The organism is Pseudoalteromonas amylolytica (assembly GCF_001854605.1).
GTDB lineage: Bacteria > Pseudomonadota > Gammaproteobacteria > Enterobacterales > Alteromonadaceae > Pseudoalteromonas > Pseudoalteromonas amylolytica.
Genome location: NZ_MKJU01000025.1, coordinates 684,749 through 701,152 on the forward strand (window position 1 = coordinate 684,749; position 16,404 = coordinate 701,152).

At 44.8% G+C, this 16,404-nt stretch carries 10 protein-coding genes; 5 read left to right on the forward strand and 5 right to left on the reverse strand.

What is annotated here, in order from left to right; all coding sequences use genetic code 11:
• Nucleotides 1-17: 17 nt before the first annotated feature.
• A complete protein-coding gene (locus BET10_RS09620) occupies nt 18-2,546 on the reverse strand; it encodes a TonB-dependent receptor plug domain-containing protein (RefSeq protein ID WP_070985331.1) in 2,529 nt (842 codons plus the stop codon).
• A gap of 245 nt (nt 2,547-2,791) precedes the next feature.
• Between BET10_RS09620 and BET10_RS09625 the strand changes: the two genes are divergently transcribed.
• Nucleotides 2,792-5,869: an error-prone DNA polymerase gene (locus tag BET10_RS09625; RefSeq protein WP_070985333.1), complete on the forward strand. Its 3,078-nt coding sequence runs from the start codon at nt 2,792-2,794 to the stop codon at nt 5,867-5,869.
• A gap of 379 nt (nt 5,870-6,248) precedes the next feature.
• Nucleotides 6,249-8,912, forward strand: a complete 2,664-nt coding sequence (locus tag BET10_RS09630; RefSeq protein WP_070985335.1) for a TonB-dependent receptor plug domain-containing protein — start codon at nt 6,249-6,251, stop codon at nt 8,910-8,912.
• 83 nt (nt 8,913-8,995) lie between these two features.
• Here BET10_RS09630 and map read toward each other — a convergent pair whose 3' ends face one another.
• The 4 genes from map to BET10_RS09650 form a co-directional block, all read right to left on the reverse strand.
• Complete coding sequence (map, locus tag BET10_RS09635) at nt 8,996-9,784, reverse strand: type I methionyl aminopeptidase (protein WP_070985337.1); 789 nt, start codon at nt 9,782-9,784, stop codon at nt 8,996-8,998.
• Complete coding sequence (locus tag BET10_RS09640) at nt 9,777-9,980, reverse strand: ParD-like family protein (RefSeq protein WP_070985339.1); 204 nt, start codon at nt 9,978-9,980, stop codon at nt 9,777-9,779. Before BET10_RS09640 ends, map begins: the two co-directional genes overlap by 8 nt.
• A gap of 86 nt (nt 9,981-10,066) precedes the next feature.
• A complete protein-coding gene (locus BET10_RS09645) occupies nt 10,067-11,296 on the reverse strand; it encodes a M24 family metallopeptidase (protein WP_070985341.1) in 1,230 nt (409 codons plus the stop codon).
• Nucleotides 11,297-11,304: 8 nt separating this feature from the next.
• Nucleotides 11,305-12,549, reverse strand: coding sequence for an NAD(P)/FAD-dependent oxidoreductase (locus BET10_RS09650; protein ID WP_070985342.1), 1,245 nt, complete (start codon nt 12,547-12,549; stop codon nt 11,305-11,307).
• Between the two features lie 253 nt (nt 12,550-12,802).
• Here BET10_RS09650 and BET10_RS09655 point away from each other — a divergent pair, with 253 nt between their 5' ends.
• The 3 genes from BET10_RS09655 to BET10_RS09665 are packed head-to-tail and all read left to right on the forward strand — an operon-like array spanning nt 12,803 to nt 16,250.
• Entirely contained in the window at nt 12,803-13,714 is a 912-nt protein-coding gene (locus BET10_RS09655) for a dihydrodipicolinate synthase family protein (RefSeq protein WP_070985343.1), read from the forward strand.
• A gap of 5 nt (nt 13,715-13,719) precedes the next feature.
• The gene (locus BET10_RS09660; RefSeq protein WP_070985344.1) at nt 13,720-14,721 is read left to right on the forward strand and encodes a 4-hydroxyproline epimerase; all 1,002 of its coding nucleotides are present in this window, start codon (nt 13,720-13,722) and stop codon (nt 14,719-14,721) included.
• Nucleotides 14,722-14,747: 26 nt separating this feature from the next.
• Nucleotides 14,748-16,250, forward strand: a complete 1,503-nt coding sequence (locus BET10_RS09665) for an aldehyde dehydrogenase (NADP(+)) (RefSeq protein WP_070985345.1) — start codon at nt 14,748-14,750, stop codon at nt 16,248-16,250.
• Nucleotides 16,251-16,404: the final 154 nt, after the last annotated feature.

The window sequence follows — 16,404 nt, forward strand, 5'->3', positions numbered from 1 at the left end:
CCGTTTAATGTAGTTAGTTAAAAACTAAAATTTACTTTCGCGTAGTAGGTCATGCCATCAAAGCCGTAGGGCAATGCGCGAAGTGGATAGCGCATCGCGCCATTGGTGATAAAGTTAAGTACTTCATCTTCGCCTAACTCATCAGGGGTTTCATCAAATAGGTTGTCGATACCAACAGACAGGTTAATGTTGTCATTGAGCTGGTAGCCCATGTTCACATCAACTAGCACCGCTGATTCAACCACACTGGTATCTCGCCAGTCGTTAGTAGGAGATAGGAAGTCGGGCAGTGCAATGTGTTTGCCTGCAAAGTAGGTCACCTCAGTTTCACCAAAGTAGTTGAATCTAAGTAATGAACTCCACTTATCTTGCTGATAATCGAACGTCAGTGTGGCGCGCTCTTGTGGTTGGCCATGAGTTAAGAAAGAACGACGTTGTTCATCCAGCGCGATACCCTCAGGGATCCCCACAGGCGAGTTTACTTTGTCAATATCTGTTTTGTTCTTGTTGGCAGCAAAGGCAATGTCTAAATCACCACTGGCCAGTTCCATGGAGTAAGAGGCGATGAAATCAACCCCAGTTGTTGTTGAATCCAGCGAGTTAGAGAAGAAGTTACCCTGTACAGCACCTGTTGCAGCTAATGCCGCATTAGCCGCAGGGAAGTTTTGTAACTCTTCGCTGTCAACACCGATAAAGCTACCTAGGTTTATACGGTCATAGATTTTGATCTGATAAAAATCTAAGGTAATAGATAAGTCGTTACTGGCATCCCAGGCAAAGCCTAAGTTGTAGTTATCTGATGACTCAAGTTTTAGGCCATCAACGCCTAGCGCCGCCGGAAATGCTGAACCTGCAGTGGCGGTGTAAGAGGTAGCCAATGAGCCGTCGCCACCTAAGGTGGTGGTAAATGCCGTATAACCTGATTGTTGTAGCGAAGGGGCTCTGAAACCTGTTGATGCTGCCGCGCGTACAGCAAAGTCTTCGGTGACTTCATAGCGAGTTGCCAGTTTCCAAATCGTGTCATCATTTGAGTTTGAAACGTCTTCATAACGTAGCGCAGCGCTCACTAACCAGTCTTCATTTAACAGCGTTTCAGCTTCAACGTATACTGCATAGCTTGAACGGTCTGCTTTATTGGCTGCATCTGGTCTAAGCCCTTGATAAGCTTGAAAACCGCAGTCTGCGAAGACTTCAGGGTCGATAACCGATGGGAATGAGCGGTCAGCATTGGCAAGGCCACAGGCGTATGAGGCAACTTCACCTGGTACAATTTCGTAGTTTTCTTTGCGGTATTCAGCGCCAATAGAAAGGTAAATCGGCTCGGCACCCGATCTATCAATAATACCAGTGATATCTAAGTTGGTTGTCCATTGGTCAAATCTAAAGCCTCCCGAGTAACCACCCTTAGGCCCCGCGTTGTCGGCAATATCTTGCGCCGAGGCATTTGGGTTGTCTGCTAAGTATTGGGCAGCGTATGAAGCATTAATAGTATTTGACGATGAGTAATCGTATTGGTTTTCACCATATACGCTTGATAGATCAAAGGTCCAATCAGGATTGATGTCGCCTTTGAAACCCACGGCAAAAGAAATATCTTGCGCTTCATTGTCGATTCTTGGCAAGAAACCATCTGGGTAAACCTGTGGGACGTTTCTTTCAGCGCGGTTAAAATCACGGTAAAAGCCGTTACCAAAAGCGGTGCGATTCGAGAATCCCGCAAAAGAGTAAAGCTCTTTGCTGCCAACAGGCAGTGCGGCGTTATAGAATACAGACACAAACTCGGTGTCTGAGTTACCCTGACGCCAACGCACCTCATCTGATAACTCACCCGGTGCGATTGTTGATGAACCGCCCGTGTCGCGCTGTGCTCGGTTAGTACCATCGCCGTCTCGGTATTCTAATGAGACGTTAACAAATCCGCCTTCTTTACCAATGTCAAAACCTCGGTTTAGGCCGAATGAGTAAGTGTCACCATCACCTTCACCCGTTGCACCGCCTTGGAAGAAGCCAGTGGTCACCCCAGTGCTATCGTTCAGTGATAAGTTGATAACACCCGCAATCGCATCTGAGCCATAACGTGCAGCGGCACCATCCCTTAAAATTTCAACATTTTTAAGCGCCATTAATGGGATAGAATTCATATCCGTACCTGCAGCACCCGCACCTACGGTGCCTGACAGGCCAAATATTGCTTGGGTGTGTCTGCGTTTACCGTTGATCAACACTAAAGTTTGATCTGGTTGTAAACCGCGTAGCGTTGCAGGGCGGAATAGATCCGAGCCATCAGAGACTTGCGTTCGGCTAAAGTTAAATGATGGCGCAATGGATTGTAGGCTTTGGCCCAGTTCGGTAAAGCCGCCTTTATTGAGCTGTTTAGTATCTAAAATATCGATTGGGGAGGTGGATTCGGTGGCGGTACGGTTTGACACTTTGGAACCAAGTACGGAAATGGTTTCAATGTTTTCGTCATTGGCTTGTTGAGCCATCGCGCAGGTGCTTGCAAATAAAGCAAGCGCCACTGGAGAAAGTTTAATAGGTCCTGTCATAACTACTACTCTGTTGATTATTATTTATCTTAATTAATTTGCTGCGACAGCACGGTGTCATAAAAAAAAATGCGGTGCAATGACTTTGTTTTTAAATCAGAAATATTTAATAATTTTTTCTGTGGTTTTAAGCATGGCTATTTTAGCCATAGAAGGCTCATCGTACCGTGCTTGAGGATCATTGATCTTTGCGCTTAAATACTAAATACTGTGTTTATGTACAGTATTTTTTGTTCTTGTCGTTTATGCGCTATGCCGAACTATTTTGTCAAAGTAACTTTTCGTTTTTACAAGGCGCTTCTCATCCAGAAGAGCTTATCAAGCAAGCCGACTTTTTGGCCTATGATGCGTTGGCTATTTGCGACGAATGCTCCGTGGCAGGAGTGGTACGAGCCTATCGAACTATAAAAGATAATAAGCTCACTATTAAGCTGATAGTTGGGAGTTTTTTTCAATATCAATCATTACAGTTTGTACTACTGAGTCCGAACCGCCAAGCTTATGCTGAGTTATGTCGCGTGATAAGCAATGCGAGAAAGCGTTGTGATAAAGGAAGTTATGAGTTGAGCCTGTGGGATATTATGTCGATAAAGCAGTGTCTCATCATTTGGCTCCCCACCTTTGATGAACAAGACATTCACTGGGGGGCGTGGTTTAAGCAATATCACCAAGAGCGGGTCTGGCTGGGTGTGCAGCGCCACCTCAAGCATAACGACAAAGCTTATATTAATCACTGCAAGCAACTTGCGAAGCAATATGCCATCACAATAACAGCCTGTGGTGGCGTACTGATGCATGTTAGTGAGCGGCAAAAACTACAGCATACGCTCACCGCGATTAGGCACAACTGTGCGGTACAAGAACTTGGCGAGAAGCTGCTATCAAACACCGAGCGAGCGCTGCGCAGCAAAGTTAAACTGAGCAAATTGTTTAGCGCTCAGTGGTTAAATACTGCGTGTGACATTGCTGCACGGTGCACTTTTGATTTGGGACGTTTGCGATACGAATACCCGAGTGAGTTGGTGCCGCAAGGCCATACTGCAATGAGCTATTTGCGATGCTTGGTGAATGAGGGTAAACAGCTGCGCTTTGTTGATGGTGTGCCCGATGACATTGAAGCGTTGATTGAAAAAGAGCTTACATTGATTGAACAGCTGAATTATCCCTATTTCTTTTTAACCATTCACGATGTCGTGATGTTTGCTAAGCGACAAGGTATTTTATACCAAGGCCGAGGTTCTGCGGCTAACTCAGTGGTGTGTTACTGCTTGCAAATTACAGCGGTTGACCCTCGTCAGGTCTCGGTACTTTTTGAGCGTTTTATCAGTCAAGAGCGTAACGAACCACCCGATATTGATGTGGACTTTGAACATCAACGCCGTGAAGAAGTGATCCAATATATTTATCAAAAATATGGTCGGGAGCGGGCGGCACTGGCTGCAACGGTGATCACTTATCGGTTTAAAAGTGCTGTGCGAGACGTTGGCAAGGCCTTAGCGATGGATAGCACACAGCTGGATTACTTTATTAAGCAAGTAAATCGCCGCGACAGGTTGGTATCTTGGCAATCACAATTGCATGAGTTGGGCTTGGATGCAAACTCTTATCAAGGGCAGCTTTTTATTGAATTGGTGAATGAGATTTTGGGATTCCCCAGACACCTTTCTCAACATGTGGGTGGCTTTGTTATTTCATCAGGGCCTTTATATGAACTGGTGCCTGTTGAAAATGCAGCCATGGAAGCGCGTACCGTGATCCAATGGGATAAAGACGATCTAGAAAGTTTGTCTTTATTGAAGGTAGATATCTTAGCGCTGGGTATGTTGAGTGCAATAAGAAAGTGTTTTGACTCCATTGAGCGGCACTTTGACTATGCTTGGAGCATTGCAGATATTACCCGTTTAGGGGATGATCCTCAGGTTTACGGCATGTTGCAAAAAGCCGATACGGTAGGCGTTTTTCAAATCGAATCCCGTGCCCAGATGAGCATGCTACCGAGGTTAAAACCCGCCTGTTACTACGATTTAGTAATACAAATTGCGATTGTACGCCCAGGTCCAATCCAAGGAGGTATGGTACATCCGTTTTTGCAACGCCGCGCAGGGGAGCAACCTGTAAGCTACCCCTCTGATGATGTGAAGTCTGTTCTATCTCGTACTTTAGGAGTGCCTATTTTTCAAGAGCAGGTTATTAAATTGGCTATGGTTGCGGCAGGGTTTAGTGGCGGAGAAGCGGATAAGTTGCGACGTGCAATGGCCTCATGGAAGAAAACGGGAGAGCTGTTACAGTTTAAAGATAAATTACTAAGCGGTATGCAGCAAAGGGGTTACTCACAGCGCTATGCTGAGCAAATATTTGCCCAAATCTGTGGTTTTGGCGAATATGGTTTTCCTGAGAGTCACTCGGCTTCTTTTGCTGTATTGGCCTATAGTTCAGCGTGGTTGAAATATTACTTTCCGGCGTTTTTCTATACTGCACTGTTAAATAGCCTGCCAATGGGGTTTTATAGTGCATCGCAATTATCTCAGGACGCACGGCGTCATGGTGTGGTTATATTGCCTGTTTGTGTCAATGCCTCTCATCATGATCATGAAGTTCTTCAATATGAACACAGTTTTGCAGTTCGTTTGGGGCTAAGAATGATAAAAGGGTTGAAAACAGACGCGATCACAATACTGCTAAAGCGCCGCCCTGTAGGGGGCTATCAAAATATTCAGCAATTAAGCAAAGCAGGGGTGGACTCACATAGTATGGAACTACTGGCTTCAAGCAATGCTCTGGCGTGTTTTTCTGGTGGCCGCTATAGCGCAAGGTGGCAGTTGATGAATAAAGATATGGACTTACCCCTGTTTGCCAATAGCGATTATTTCGAAGAGCTTGTGTTAGCACCACAGGGTGAGGGAAGTGAACTGGATAATGTGCTTGAGGATTACGCGGTAATGGGCCTGACGCTACATAAGCACCCAATTACACTATTGGATGAAGCTGGGCGGTTAGGGCGATTTACACGTATGGCGCAACTTAGCCGTATAGCGGATCAACAGCTTGTCACGGTGGTAGGCGTAGTGACGGGAAAACAAGCACCGGGCACCGCCGCAGGAGTTACATTTTTCACATTGGAAGATGATACTGGCAATATCAACGTGATAGTGTGGTCAGCAACTGCTCGGGCGCAGAAGCAGGCTTATCTGAGCGCCAAGATATTGGAGGTAAAAGGGGTGTTAGAGCGCAGTGGCGAAGTAATTCATGTTATCGCTGGTCGGCTGCTTGACCGCAGTGATTTATTACAGGATTTAAAAAGTGACTCTAGGCAATTTCATTAGTCTATAAAGTCTCACTTTATTGTTTTTAAAAACTAAATAATAAACGACTTGCCGAGAGCAAATGATTGACAGTGTACTTTCAATGCTGAGGTGGCTATTAGCCCAGTTTTGTGTGCCAGACATCAAATGTAACATTTTGGTCGTAAAAAAAATGAGATTGGTCATTAATTTGTCTGTCTAAAAAAAATTTAGAAAAGCATTTGGTGTAGTAAATAACTTGTTGATTTTAAATTTTTATTTTTAATTTTGCTTGCGAAAACGGAAATTATACGCAGGAAAATGTTAGAAAAGTGTCGAATTGTACACCGCGTAAATATGTGATAGAACAATGCTGGTTAATTAAAACAATAACTTACACTACAACAGGGAAAAGCAAACAATGAAACCAATATTCACATTAAGTGCATTGTCAGCGGCCATGTTACTCGGTCAAACACAATTGGCAGTGGCAGCAGAAGAAAAAGTTGAGCGCATCGAAGTTACCGGCTCTCACATTAAACGTACGGATATGGAAGGTCCATCTCCAATTCAATCAATCTCAGCAGGCGACCTAGCCGCGACTGGCTCAACAGACCTCATCGGTGCGCTACAAAAGTTACCTGTATCAGGTGCGGGTACATTTAGTACGCAAGGCAACTCAAGTGACGATACAGCAAACGGTGGTTCGAGTGTTGCGCTCAGAGGCTTAGGCGCGTCTTCAACCTTGGTTTTAATTAATGGTCGCCGTGTGGCTGTGAGCCCATTCGCCAAAGATATCGAAACATCATTCGTTGACTTAAATACCATTCCAGTCTCTTCCGTAAAACGCATTGATATTCTAAAAGATGGTGCATCGGCAACGTATGGTTCGGATGCCGTAGCTGGGGTTATCAACATTATTTTGCGTAATGACATCGATGGCTTTGAACTATCCGGTAAAGTATCAGACACCGCTGATGGCGGTGGCGAAGAGCAGAACTTCACATTACTTTGGGGCTCATCGACTGATAAAGGCCAGCACAACTTTGCATTGGATTATTTCAAGCGTGGTGATGTGTTTTATGGTGATAGAGACTATACAGCTACTGCGGATCAGCGCTTTAGAGGCGGTAATAACTCTCTGAGTTCTTCAGGTTTTCCAGGCAGTGTAGAAGTGGTTAGAGGCATGCTGACTGATGAGCAGTGGGCACGACTGCCAGTGACTGGTACTGCGGATGACGGCACCCCAATTCGCCAAACTATTTTTGCTGATGTGTGGGGCAATGACACCTGTCCTGAAGAAATGATTATCGGTGATATTTGCCGCTATGATTATGCACCGCACATGACCCTAATCCCATCTACGGAGCGTGTTAGCTTTAGCTATAACGGTGTACAGGAACTCACTGACGGCGTTGAAGGTTTTGCAGAGTTTGCAGCACAACATGCTTCTACATTTATTCAAGGTGCGGGCAGCCCCAGCTTTACTGAATTGACTATGATGGGTGATAACCCAAATCATCCGCTGGCGAGTGACCCATCACACTTCTTACATGGTGTAGATATTTCAATGCGCCGTCGTACAGTTGATATTGGTAACCGTAAAAAAGATGTGGATTCAGAATACTACCGGGCTGTAATCGGTGCACGTGGTAACTTTAAAGACTGGGATTGGGAAGTTGCGTATTCAACTATTCGTTCTAGCGCAGTTGAAAAAGGTTTTGATGGCTTCCCTAACAAGCGCCTAGCGCAAGAAGCAATCGATATGGGTTTATGGAACCCGTTTGAACCAAGCACAAATACCGCCGAAGGGCTAGCTTATTTTGAAACAACCACAACGCGTTATGGCTCATCTACTATGCAATCAGTTGATGGTACGATTTCTGGTGAGTTATTTGAGCTGGGCGCAGGTTATGTTTCAGCGGCATTTGGTTTTGAGTCTCGCCGTGAAAAAATTGAAGATAATCCAGATTCACAATACCTAAGAGGTGAAATTTTTGGTACTGAAGCAACGCAAGCGAACGGTGATAGAGATAACACCGCGGTGTTTGCTGAATTCAGTGTACCAGTACTGGACACTTTAGAGCTGCAATTAGCTGTTCGTCATGAAGACTACAGTGACTTTGGTACAACAACAGACCCTAAAGTGGCATTCCGCTGGGCACCAGTTGATTCATTAGTGGTACGTGGTTCATGGGGTACAGCATTTAGAGCACCATCACTTGTACAGCTTCATTTAGGCCGTACAGACGAATCACCTTCGGTTATAGATAAAGAACGTTGTCGCCAAACTGGCGCAGAAGCAGACTGTGAACCAACAGAGTACACAGCTGTGGTTGCAGGTAACAAAGAGTTACAGCCAGAGACATCTGAAAACTACAACTTAGGTGTAGTTTGGCAGGCGACGGATGATTTCAGTATTGGTGTTGATTACTGGAACTACGATCAAGACGATTTGATCAAGAAAATCGGCGCACAAAAACTAGTAGATTGTTGTGGTACCGATCCTAACTTAGTGGTTCGTGCGCCAATGCAGGGCAGCACTTTAGGCCGTATCTTAAGAATTAATGATACCTTCGTAAACATCGGTGGCCGAGACACAGACGGCTTTGACCTAAACCTAGCTTATGCGCTAACCACGCAAAGCATGGGTGAATTCAAGTTTACCTATAACCTGACATATGCACTGAACTTTGAAGAGCAGTCTTTTGAAAGTGATGATGCAGGTAACACCAGCATTGTGGTAGAAGACTTAAATGGCGAACATGAGCATCCACAATATCGTTGGACGGCGGGTGTCGACTGGGCAAACAATGATTGGTTAGCAACCTTGAACGCCAACTACATTGATTCATACAATGACTTGGCGGACAGCGACGGTAACAAGTTTAAGATTGACTCGTGGACAACGTTTGATGCGACGGTAAGCTACATTGGCTTCAAAGACTTAACTTTGACACTGGGTGCGGCTAACTTGTTTAACGAAGAAGCGCCATTTGTGCCTTCGGATGCGATGGGCATCGATGCTAAAACGCACAGCACCCTTGGTCGTCAGGCTTACTTCAAGTTTGACTACAAGTTCTAATTGTTGAATAACGAAAAAGTAACAAGCCCGGTTTAGCCGGGCTTTTTTGTGTGTTGACAAACGTTTCGCTTTACTGACTATCGTTATTCGTTTGTTATCAATGCCGCTTCTTCAGGACGCAGGGTAAGCACTTCAAAGCCTGTATCAGTGACCAAAATAGTATGCTCAGTTTGTGCAGACAGGCCTTTATCTTTGGTAACTACCGTCCAGCCATCTGATTTTGTTTTGATTTTTGCGCTGCCCTGATTGATCATAGGTTCAATGGTAAATGTCATACCTGGTTGTAGTTTCATGCCGGTATTGGGTTTACCGTAATGCAAAACATTGGGTGCTTCATGCATTTGCTCACCGATACCATGACCGCAATATTCACGCACCACGCTATAACCATTTTGGTGTGCCAGTTTCGAAATAATATGACCAATATCGCCTAATCTGGCACCGGGTTTAACCAGCTTGATTGCTTGCCACATTGCCTGTTGTGTCACGGCGACCAGTTGCTTAGCAGCCTCGCTGGCATTGGGCATGACATACATTTTACTGGAGTCTGTAATAAAGCCATGCTTTTCAAGGGTAATGTCAAAGTTAACAATATCGGTATCTGATAGCACTTGAGCGTCGCTTGGTACACCATGACAAACCACATTATTGACAGAGCTATTAAGCGCAAACTGGTAGCCGTATTGACCTTTTGAAGCGGGACGTGCATTCAATTCTTGCGTGATAAATTGATCAACGAGGTTGTTTACTTCCATGGTAGAGATACCGGGCTTTACAACCTCATCAAGCATGACAAACACCTGTGCTAATAGCTTGCCCGACTCACGCATCAAGGCAATTTGCTCATCACTTTTGATGGTTACATCATTCATTGACCACACCTTGCTGTTTTAGGTGTTGTGTCAGCTCATCTTGAATAAGTTGAGAAAATGTTTTGTCTGGGTTGAGCTCGGCTAAACGACCCATTTTAATCCAAAACTCAGCTTGAGAGTTGATTGAACGAGACATCACATGCGATGCAGTGCGCAGCTCTTCATGAAGTTCTTCGGAAATTTTAACAATACCCAAAATATACGCCTTATATATGTTTTATATATAAAGTATATATTTATGGTGGAAGAAAGAAAAGGGGCACATTGGCCCCTTTACACAAATTAGTTATCTGACTGAGCCAATCCAAACGGATCATCAATACTATGACTTGGTTGTGTAAACCACTTTGCTCCCTGACTTGTCATGTAGAAGTGATCTTCAAGACGCACACCAAATTCATCGGGTATCACGAGCATAGGTTCATTACTAAAACACATACCTTTGGCCAGTGGTTGTGGGTTGTCTTTAACCAAATATGGCCATTCGTGAATATCCATACCAATGCCATGTCCTGTGCGATGCGGGCAGCCTGGTAAATCGTACTCAGGGCCAAGACCAACAGAGGCTAGGTAACTGCGGGCTGCGTGGTCAACATCACCACATGATTTGCCGATTTGAGCAGCTTCAAAAGCGGCGATTTGGGCATTTTTCTCATGTTGCCACATGGTGCGTTGACGCTCAGTTGCTTCACCAAAAACATAAGTACGGGTAATATCCGAGAGGTAACCTTCCAGCTTACAGCCGGTATCAACTAATACGATGTCGCCTTTTTTAAGCACCTGTGGCTCTTTCACACCGTGTGGGAATGAACTGGCTTTACCAAACAATACAATACAGAAGTAACTTCCTGATGCGCCTACTTTTTTATGAGCTTGATTGATGAAAGCTTCTACCTCGGTTGTGGTGATCCCTTCATGTAACATGCTCGCAGTTGCTTTATGAACCGCTAAAGTCATATCCATAGCGCGTTGAATAAGTGCCAGCTCGTTGTCTGATTTATGCATACGACAATGTGCAGTCACTGGTTGGGCATTGACTAAACTAAGTTCGGGGGCGGCTTTTTGAATACCATCGGCAACAAAAAATGCGGTACTTTCATCAATACCAATGGTGGCGTTGGCGCTAATCCCCATTTTTTCTAACACTTGGGCAAATAGCGCATAAGGGCTTTGATGCTCTTGCCAATCGTTAATTGGCCCCTCCACAACTTGATAATCAAGTAGCGAGCCAATTTCAAACGTCGGGGCGATGAACTCAACGGCACCAGAGGCGGGTAAAATGGCACCAACCATCCGTTCACTGGCATACCACTGCATTCCTGTGAAGTATTTCAAGTTAGTACCCGCATTGAGATAGATAGCATCGATACCATGTTGCTGCATGTAACTTTGCGCTTTCTCAATACGTGCTAAATACTCATTATATTGAATGGCTTGCACACCCTGAGTCATATCTTTTAATGTATCGAGCGCTTGTTGCTGTGAATGTGTACCTATACCTATTGTTGTCATGTTTACTCCTAAAATCGATCGATTCGGTAGGGGGTTAGATCAAGCATGGGTTGTTCACCCATGCATAATTGGCCAACGAGTTTTGCGGTGATAGCAGCTTGAGTTAGGCCTAAGTGCTGGTGGCCAAACGCAAATATCACATTGTTGTGCTTTGGAGACTGGCTGATAACGGGCAGAGAATCCGGTAATGAAGGGCGGCAACCCATCCAAGTTTGATGCACTTTACTTTGTTTAATGCCCTGAATAAGTTGCTGAGCATGGGTAAGTAACATGGTTGCTCGCTCTTGGCGCTCTGGTGCATCTAGCCCTGCAAACTCAACAGTACCTGCTAATCGTAACCCCGATTGCATAGGGGTGATGATAAACTGTCTTTCGGCAGATGCAACTGGACGAGACAAAGTACCTTGTTCATTCAACATGGCATGGTAACCACGTTCAGTGTCTAGGGGAACTTTAAAACCTAGTTGCTTTGAGAGGGGGTTGCTCCAAGCACCGGTACACAATACGATTTGCTCAAACGCTAGGCTTTCTCCCTGTTCGGTCAATAGCCTGACTTGATCAGAGCTGGGTAAGATCTCAGTAATCCCTGTGCGGGCAAAAACACCACCGTTTTCGACAAAGCGTTGATAAATATGCATACACAAAGCATGAGGGTCAACACTGTGGCCCACATCGCAAAACAGCAAGGCATGTTTTACATTGTCATTTAGAGAGGGCTCAAGAGCTTGGATTTCGCTCCCTTTTAACCACTTCACCGAGACACCTTGCGCTTTAAACGCCAGATACACCTGCTCGACCTGTTGTGTTGGGCTTGTTTCAAACGTAAGTAATGAGCCATTTTTAGTAATGAGCGAATCATAGTCGCCATCAGGTAATAGCTCTTGGTAAGCCGCTAATGCTGATTCATTGAGCGCTCTCAGTGCTAGCGTGTGTTTTTTAAATGAGGCGGAGCGCATATTTAAAAGAAAGCGTAAAAACCAAGGCCACATTTTCAATGCGTAGCGCCAGTCAATTCTTAGTGGGCCAAGTGGGTTGAAGAGCATGTTCGGCAATTTGGGGAGCAACTTTACGTTGGCAAGTGGAAACACTTGTTCGGTTGCAAAATGCCCTGCATTGCCTTTTGAGCAGCGTTGTGCAATGCCTTCTGGGTCAAATAACGCGACTGAAAAGCCTAAATCCTGAAGCCTCTTGGCGGTACATAAGCCGATGATTCCAGCACCAATAACTGCAATATGTTGTTTTTTTTGGGCCATGCATTTTTCCTCTGCAGGACACAATTTGGAAGTCAGGTATACAAAATTCTCAAATTGTATCAGTGTATTTTAACCTTAGGAAAGAATTTTTTGTGCTTCACCAAGTTCATTTAATTCTATAATAATCAGTTGGTTAAATGTTTTATTTTGTTCTTTCTTAGGTTAACAAAAATAATTTTTATATTTGAATATTGATTATTGTATACAATATACCTAAGATGGTAAACACAAAAACCAATGAGGAACAAATAAAATGATCGAATGGCAAGGGGTTTACCCAGCAGTTACCACTCAATTCTATGACGACGGTAGTATTAACTTTGATACAACAAAGAGCATGATAGATGCACTGATCAATGAAGGTGTACATGGCATCATCGTATTGGGCACTGTCGGAGAAAACTGTTCGCTACGAGCACAAGAAAAGCGCGAAGTTTTAAAAGCTGCAAAAGAAGTAGTCGCAGGCCGCGTTCCTCTACTTACTGGCGTTGCTGAAACGACGACTCAGTTTGCTATTGAGTTTTGCCAAGATGCAGAAGAAATAGGCGTTGATGGCCTCATGGTACTTCCAGGGATGGTGTACCGCTCAACAGAGCGAGAAGCCATTTACCATTATCAACAAATAGCGCGCAGCATGTCTTTGCCTGTGATGATTTACAACAACCCGGTAACGTACGGTGTTGATGTTTCAATTGAAGGCATGAAGGTACTGGCGAATGAGGAAAATATTGTAGCAATTAAAGAAGCGACGACAGACACACGCCGCATCACGGAGCTACAAAACGCTTTTGCTGACAGGTTTATCATCTTCGGTGGTGTGGATGATATCGCGCTTGAGAGTTTGATGTTGGGTGCCACAGGTTGGATCTCTGGTCTTACCAACGTGTTCCCAAGAGAGTCTGTGGCTATCTACGAGCTGGCGCGTCAAGGACGCTATGAAGAAGCCAAAGAGATCTGGCGTTGGTTCTTACCTTTGCTTCGTCTAGATACTATCCCAACACTTGTACAATGTATTAAATACGCAGAGCAATTGGCGGGGAGGGGATCAGAAGTAACCCGTGCACCGCGATTAAGTCTGCCTGAAGATGAAAAAGCGATGATCAATCGTTTATACGACGAAGCGATGACAACGCGTATTGATCTTAGTAAATTTAAACTGGATTAATATGTATGCGCAAAGGGACATTCTCATGTATTGACGGCCACACTTGTGGCAACCCTGTGCGCCTGATCACCAGTGGTCACCCCAATTTGCGGGGTGACACAATGAGTGAAAAGCGTCAGCACTTTATGGCCGAGTTTGACTGGGTACGTCAGGCGTTAATGTTTGAACCCAGAGGTCACGATATGATGTCTGGTTCATTTATTTATCCGCCCACAACCGATGATGGCGATGCAAGTATCTTGTTTGTTGAAACATCAGGCTGCCTACCTATGTGTGGTCATGGCACGATAGGTACGGTGACATTCGCTTTAGAACACGGCCTTATTCAACCAACACACAATAGTCAACTCAAGCTCGATACGCCAGCCGGCAGAGTAAATGTTGAATATTCAATGGAAGATGGATTTGTACAATGGGTCAAACTATTTAATGTGCCAGCATATCTTGCGTATGAAAATGTCATGATAGAGGTACCTGAATTAGGCAGCCTAAAAGTTGATATTTCCTATGGCGGCAATTTTTACATCATCGTTGAACCTCAGCCAAACTTTCCAGGAATCGAGCAATGGAGTGCCGCCCAAATATTAAAACACAGCTCTAAAGTACGTGAAGTAATTAACCAGACACTACAGTGCGTTCACCCATTGGATGCAACGGTCAACGGAGCATCGCACGTACTTTGGACTGGACAGCCAAAACATGCCAATTCTAGTGCTGCCAATGCGGTGTTTTATGGTGATAAGGCGATTGACCGTTCACCTTGTGGCACAGGCACCAGTGCGAGAATGGCGCAGCTATTTGCAAAAGGCAGACTCAGCATTGGACAAGAATTTGTTCATGAGAGTTATATCGGCAGCCAGTTTGTAGGTTGTATAGAAGGCGTAACGGAAGTGGCTACAAAGCCAGCAATTTTACCGAGTATCCGAGGATGGTCAAAAGTAACAGGTACTAGCAACATTAGCGTGGATGACAGTGATCCTTATGCTTTTGGCTTCCAAGTGATTTAAACCAAATGAAACAACAGGAGCAAACCATGGAGATAAGTGGTGCAAGTTATATCGCTGGACAATGGCAAATAGCCGAAAATGCACAGGCATTTTTTGGCTTTTCACCAAAGCACAACCAGCCATTAACAACCCCTATCTATGAAGCGACATCACAAATGCTGCAAGAGGCGATTGATGCATCGGCAAAAGCATTTGTAAGCTACAGACAAACAAGCTTTGCACAACGTGCCACATTTTTATTTGCAATTGCAGATGAAATAGAAGCGCTTGGCGAGGCCCTCATCCATGTGACGCATGAAGAAACAAACTTGCCCATAGCTCGATTGCAAGGAGAAAGAGGGCGTACGCTCAATCAACTGCGCGCTTTTGCCCAAGCTTTGGAGCAAAGTCGTAATGGCGTTTTAGACTTAGCTCAGGAAGACTTGGCAGATCCCAGCCGCTCACCTTTGCCAAAGCCTTATACACAGTTGAATTATTTACCTGTGGGTGTAGTGGCGGTGTTTGGCGCATCAAACTTCCCCTATGCGTTTTCAACACTAGGTGGCGATACAGCGTCAGCGCTTGCAGCGGGTTGTCCGGTTATCATGAAAAGTCATACGGCACATCCTGCAACCAGTGAGCTTATGACCAAAGCCATTGACCGAGCAATTAGTAAGACCAACATGCCTGCTGGGGTGTTTTCAATGATCCAAGCGAAAAGCTACGATATCGCACACCAGTTGGTGGCTGCACCGTCAGTCAAGGCGGTTGGCTTTACAGGCTCGTTTAACGTTGCTCAAAAGCTAATGGATACTATCGCAAAGCGCGCAGAGCGTATCCCATTTTACGGTGAACTGGGCAGTATAAATCCACAGTTGATTTTCGACGAGCGTTTAGTACAACAGAGCGAACCGCTGGCGCAGCAATTATGTCAGTCTTTATTGATGGGCAATGGTCAATTTTGTACAAGTCCAGGGTTGTGGGTCGTGCCAACAGGCAGCGAAACATTTATTGAAACTGTTAAGCAGCAGCTCAACGGCAGTCAGTCAGATACGCTTTTATCCCCGAATATTGTTAACAGCTATAAGCAAAGTATTGAGCGCCTCAAAGCAACTTCGGGTGTTTCATTGTTGGCACAAGGGCATTTGCTGGAGTCGTTTCACGCCAATGCGCATCTATTTGCGACTGATGCCGACACCTATCTGGCAAATAGTGAATTACATGAGGAAGTATTTGGGCCGTGTGCAATGTTGGTGACGTATGAAAACGAAACACAACTCTCTGAGCTTGTGGATAACTTACAAGGGCAATTAACGGCGTCTATACATGGTACAGAAGGAGACTTCACAAACCATCATCAAGTGATCGAATCACTACAGTATAAAGTTGGAAGATTGATTGAAAATCAAATGCCAACAGGAGTTGAGGTGTGCCCGTCGATGAATCATGGCGGCCCATTTCCATCAAGCACGGATGTAAGGAGTACATCGGTTGGCCTCAATGCGATGCAGCGCTTTTTAAGGCCTTTATGCCGTCAAAGAGCAAACTGATTGTTGATAAATGTTAAGCAAAAAAAAGACCCAGAGCAAAGGGATGCTCTGGGTTTAGGGGATGGCTCATATGAGCCAATGCGTTACTTGAAAACACCTTCTATACATTAGGGAGAAGTAGAAAGTAATTTAAGTGTAGTTAACAATTCACAAA

Bases quoted from the DNA above. Each gene is read 5' to 3' on its own strand.
- BET10_RS09645 (WP_070985341.1), bottom strand. From the start codon at position 11,296: ATGACAACAATAGGTATAGGTACACATTCACAGCAACAAGCGCTCGAT.
- BET10_RS09660 (WP_070985344.1), top strand. From the start codon at position 13,720: ATGCGCAAAGGGACATTCTCATGTATTGACGGCCACACTTGTGGCAAC.
- BET10_RS09625 (WP_070985333.1), top strand. From the start codon at position 2,792: ATGCGCTATGCCGAACTATTTTGTCAAAGTAACTTTTCGTTTTTACAA.
- BET10_RS09630 (WP_070985335.1), top strand. From the start codon at position 6,249: ATGAAACCAATATTCACATTAAGTGCATTGTCAGCGGCCATGTTACTC.
- BET10_RS09655 (WP_070985343.1), top strand. From the start codon at position 12,803: ATGATCGAATGGCAAGGGGTTTACCCAGCAGTTACCACTCAATTCTAT.
- map (WP_070985337.1), bottom strand. From the start codon at position 9,784: ATGAATGATGTAACCATCAAAAGTGATGAGCAAATTGCCTTGATGCGT.
- BET10_RS09665 (WP_070985345.1), top strand. From the start codon at position 14,748: ATGGAGATAAGTGGTGCAAGTTATATCGCTGGACAATGGCAAATAGCC.
- BET10_RS09650 (WP_070985342.1), bottom strand. From the start codon at position 12,549: ATGGCCCAAAAAAAACAACATATTGCAGTTATTGGTGCTGGAATCATC.
- BET10_RS09620 (WP_070985331.1), bottom strand. From the start codon at position 2,546: ATGACAGGACCTATTAAACTTTCTCCAGTGGCGCTTGCTTTATTTGCA.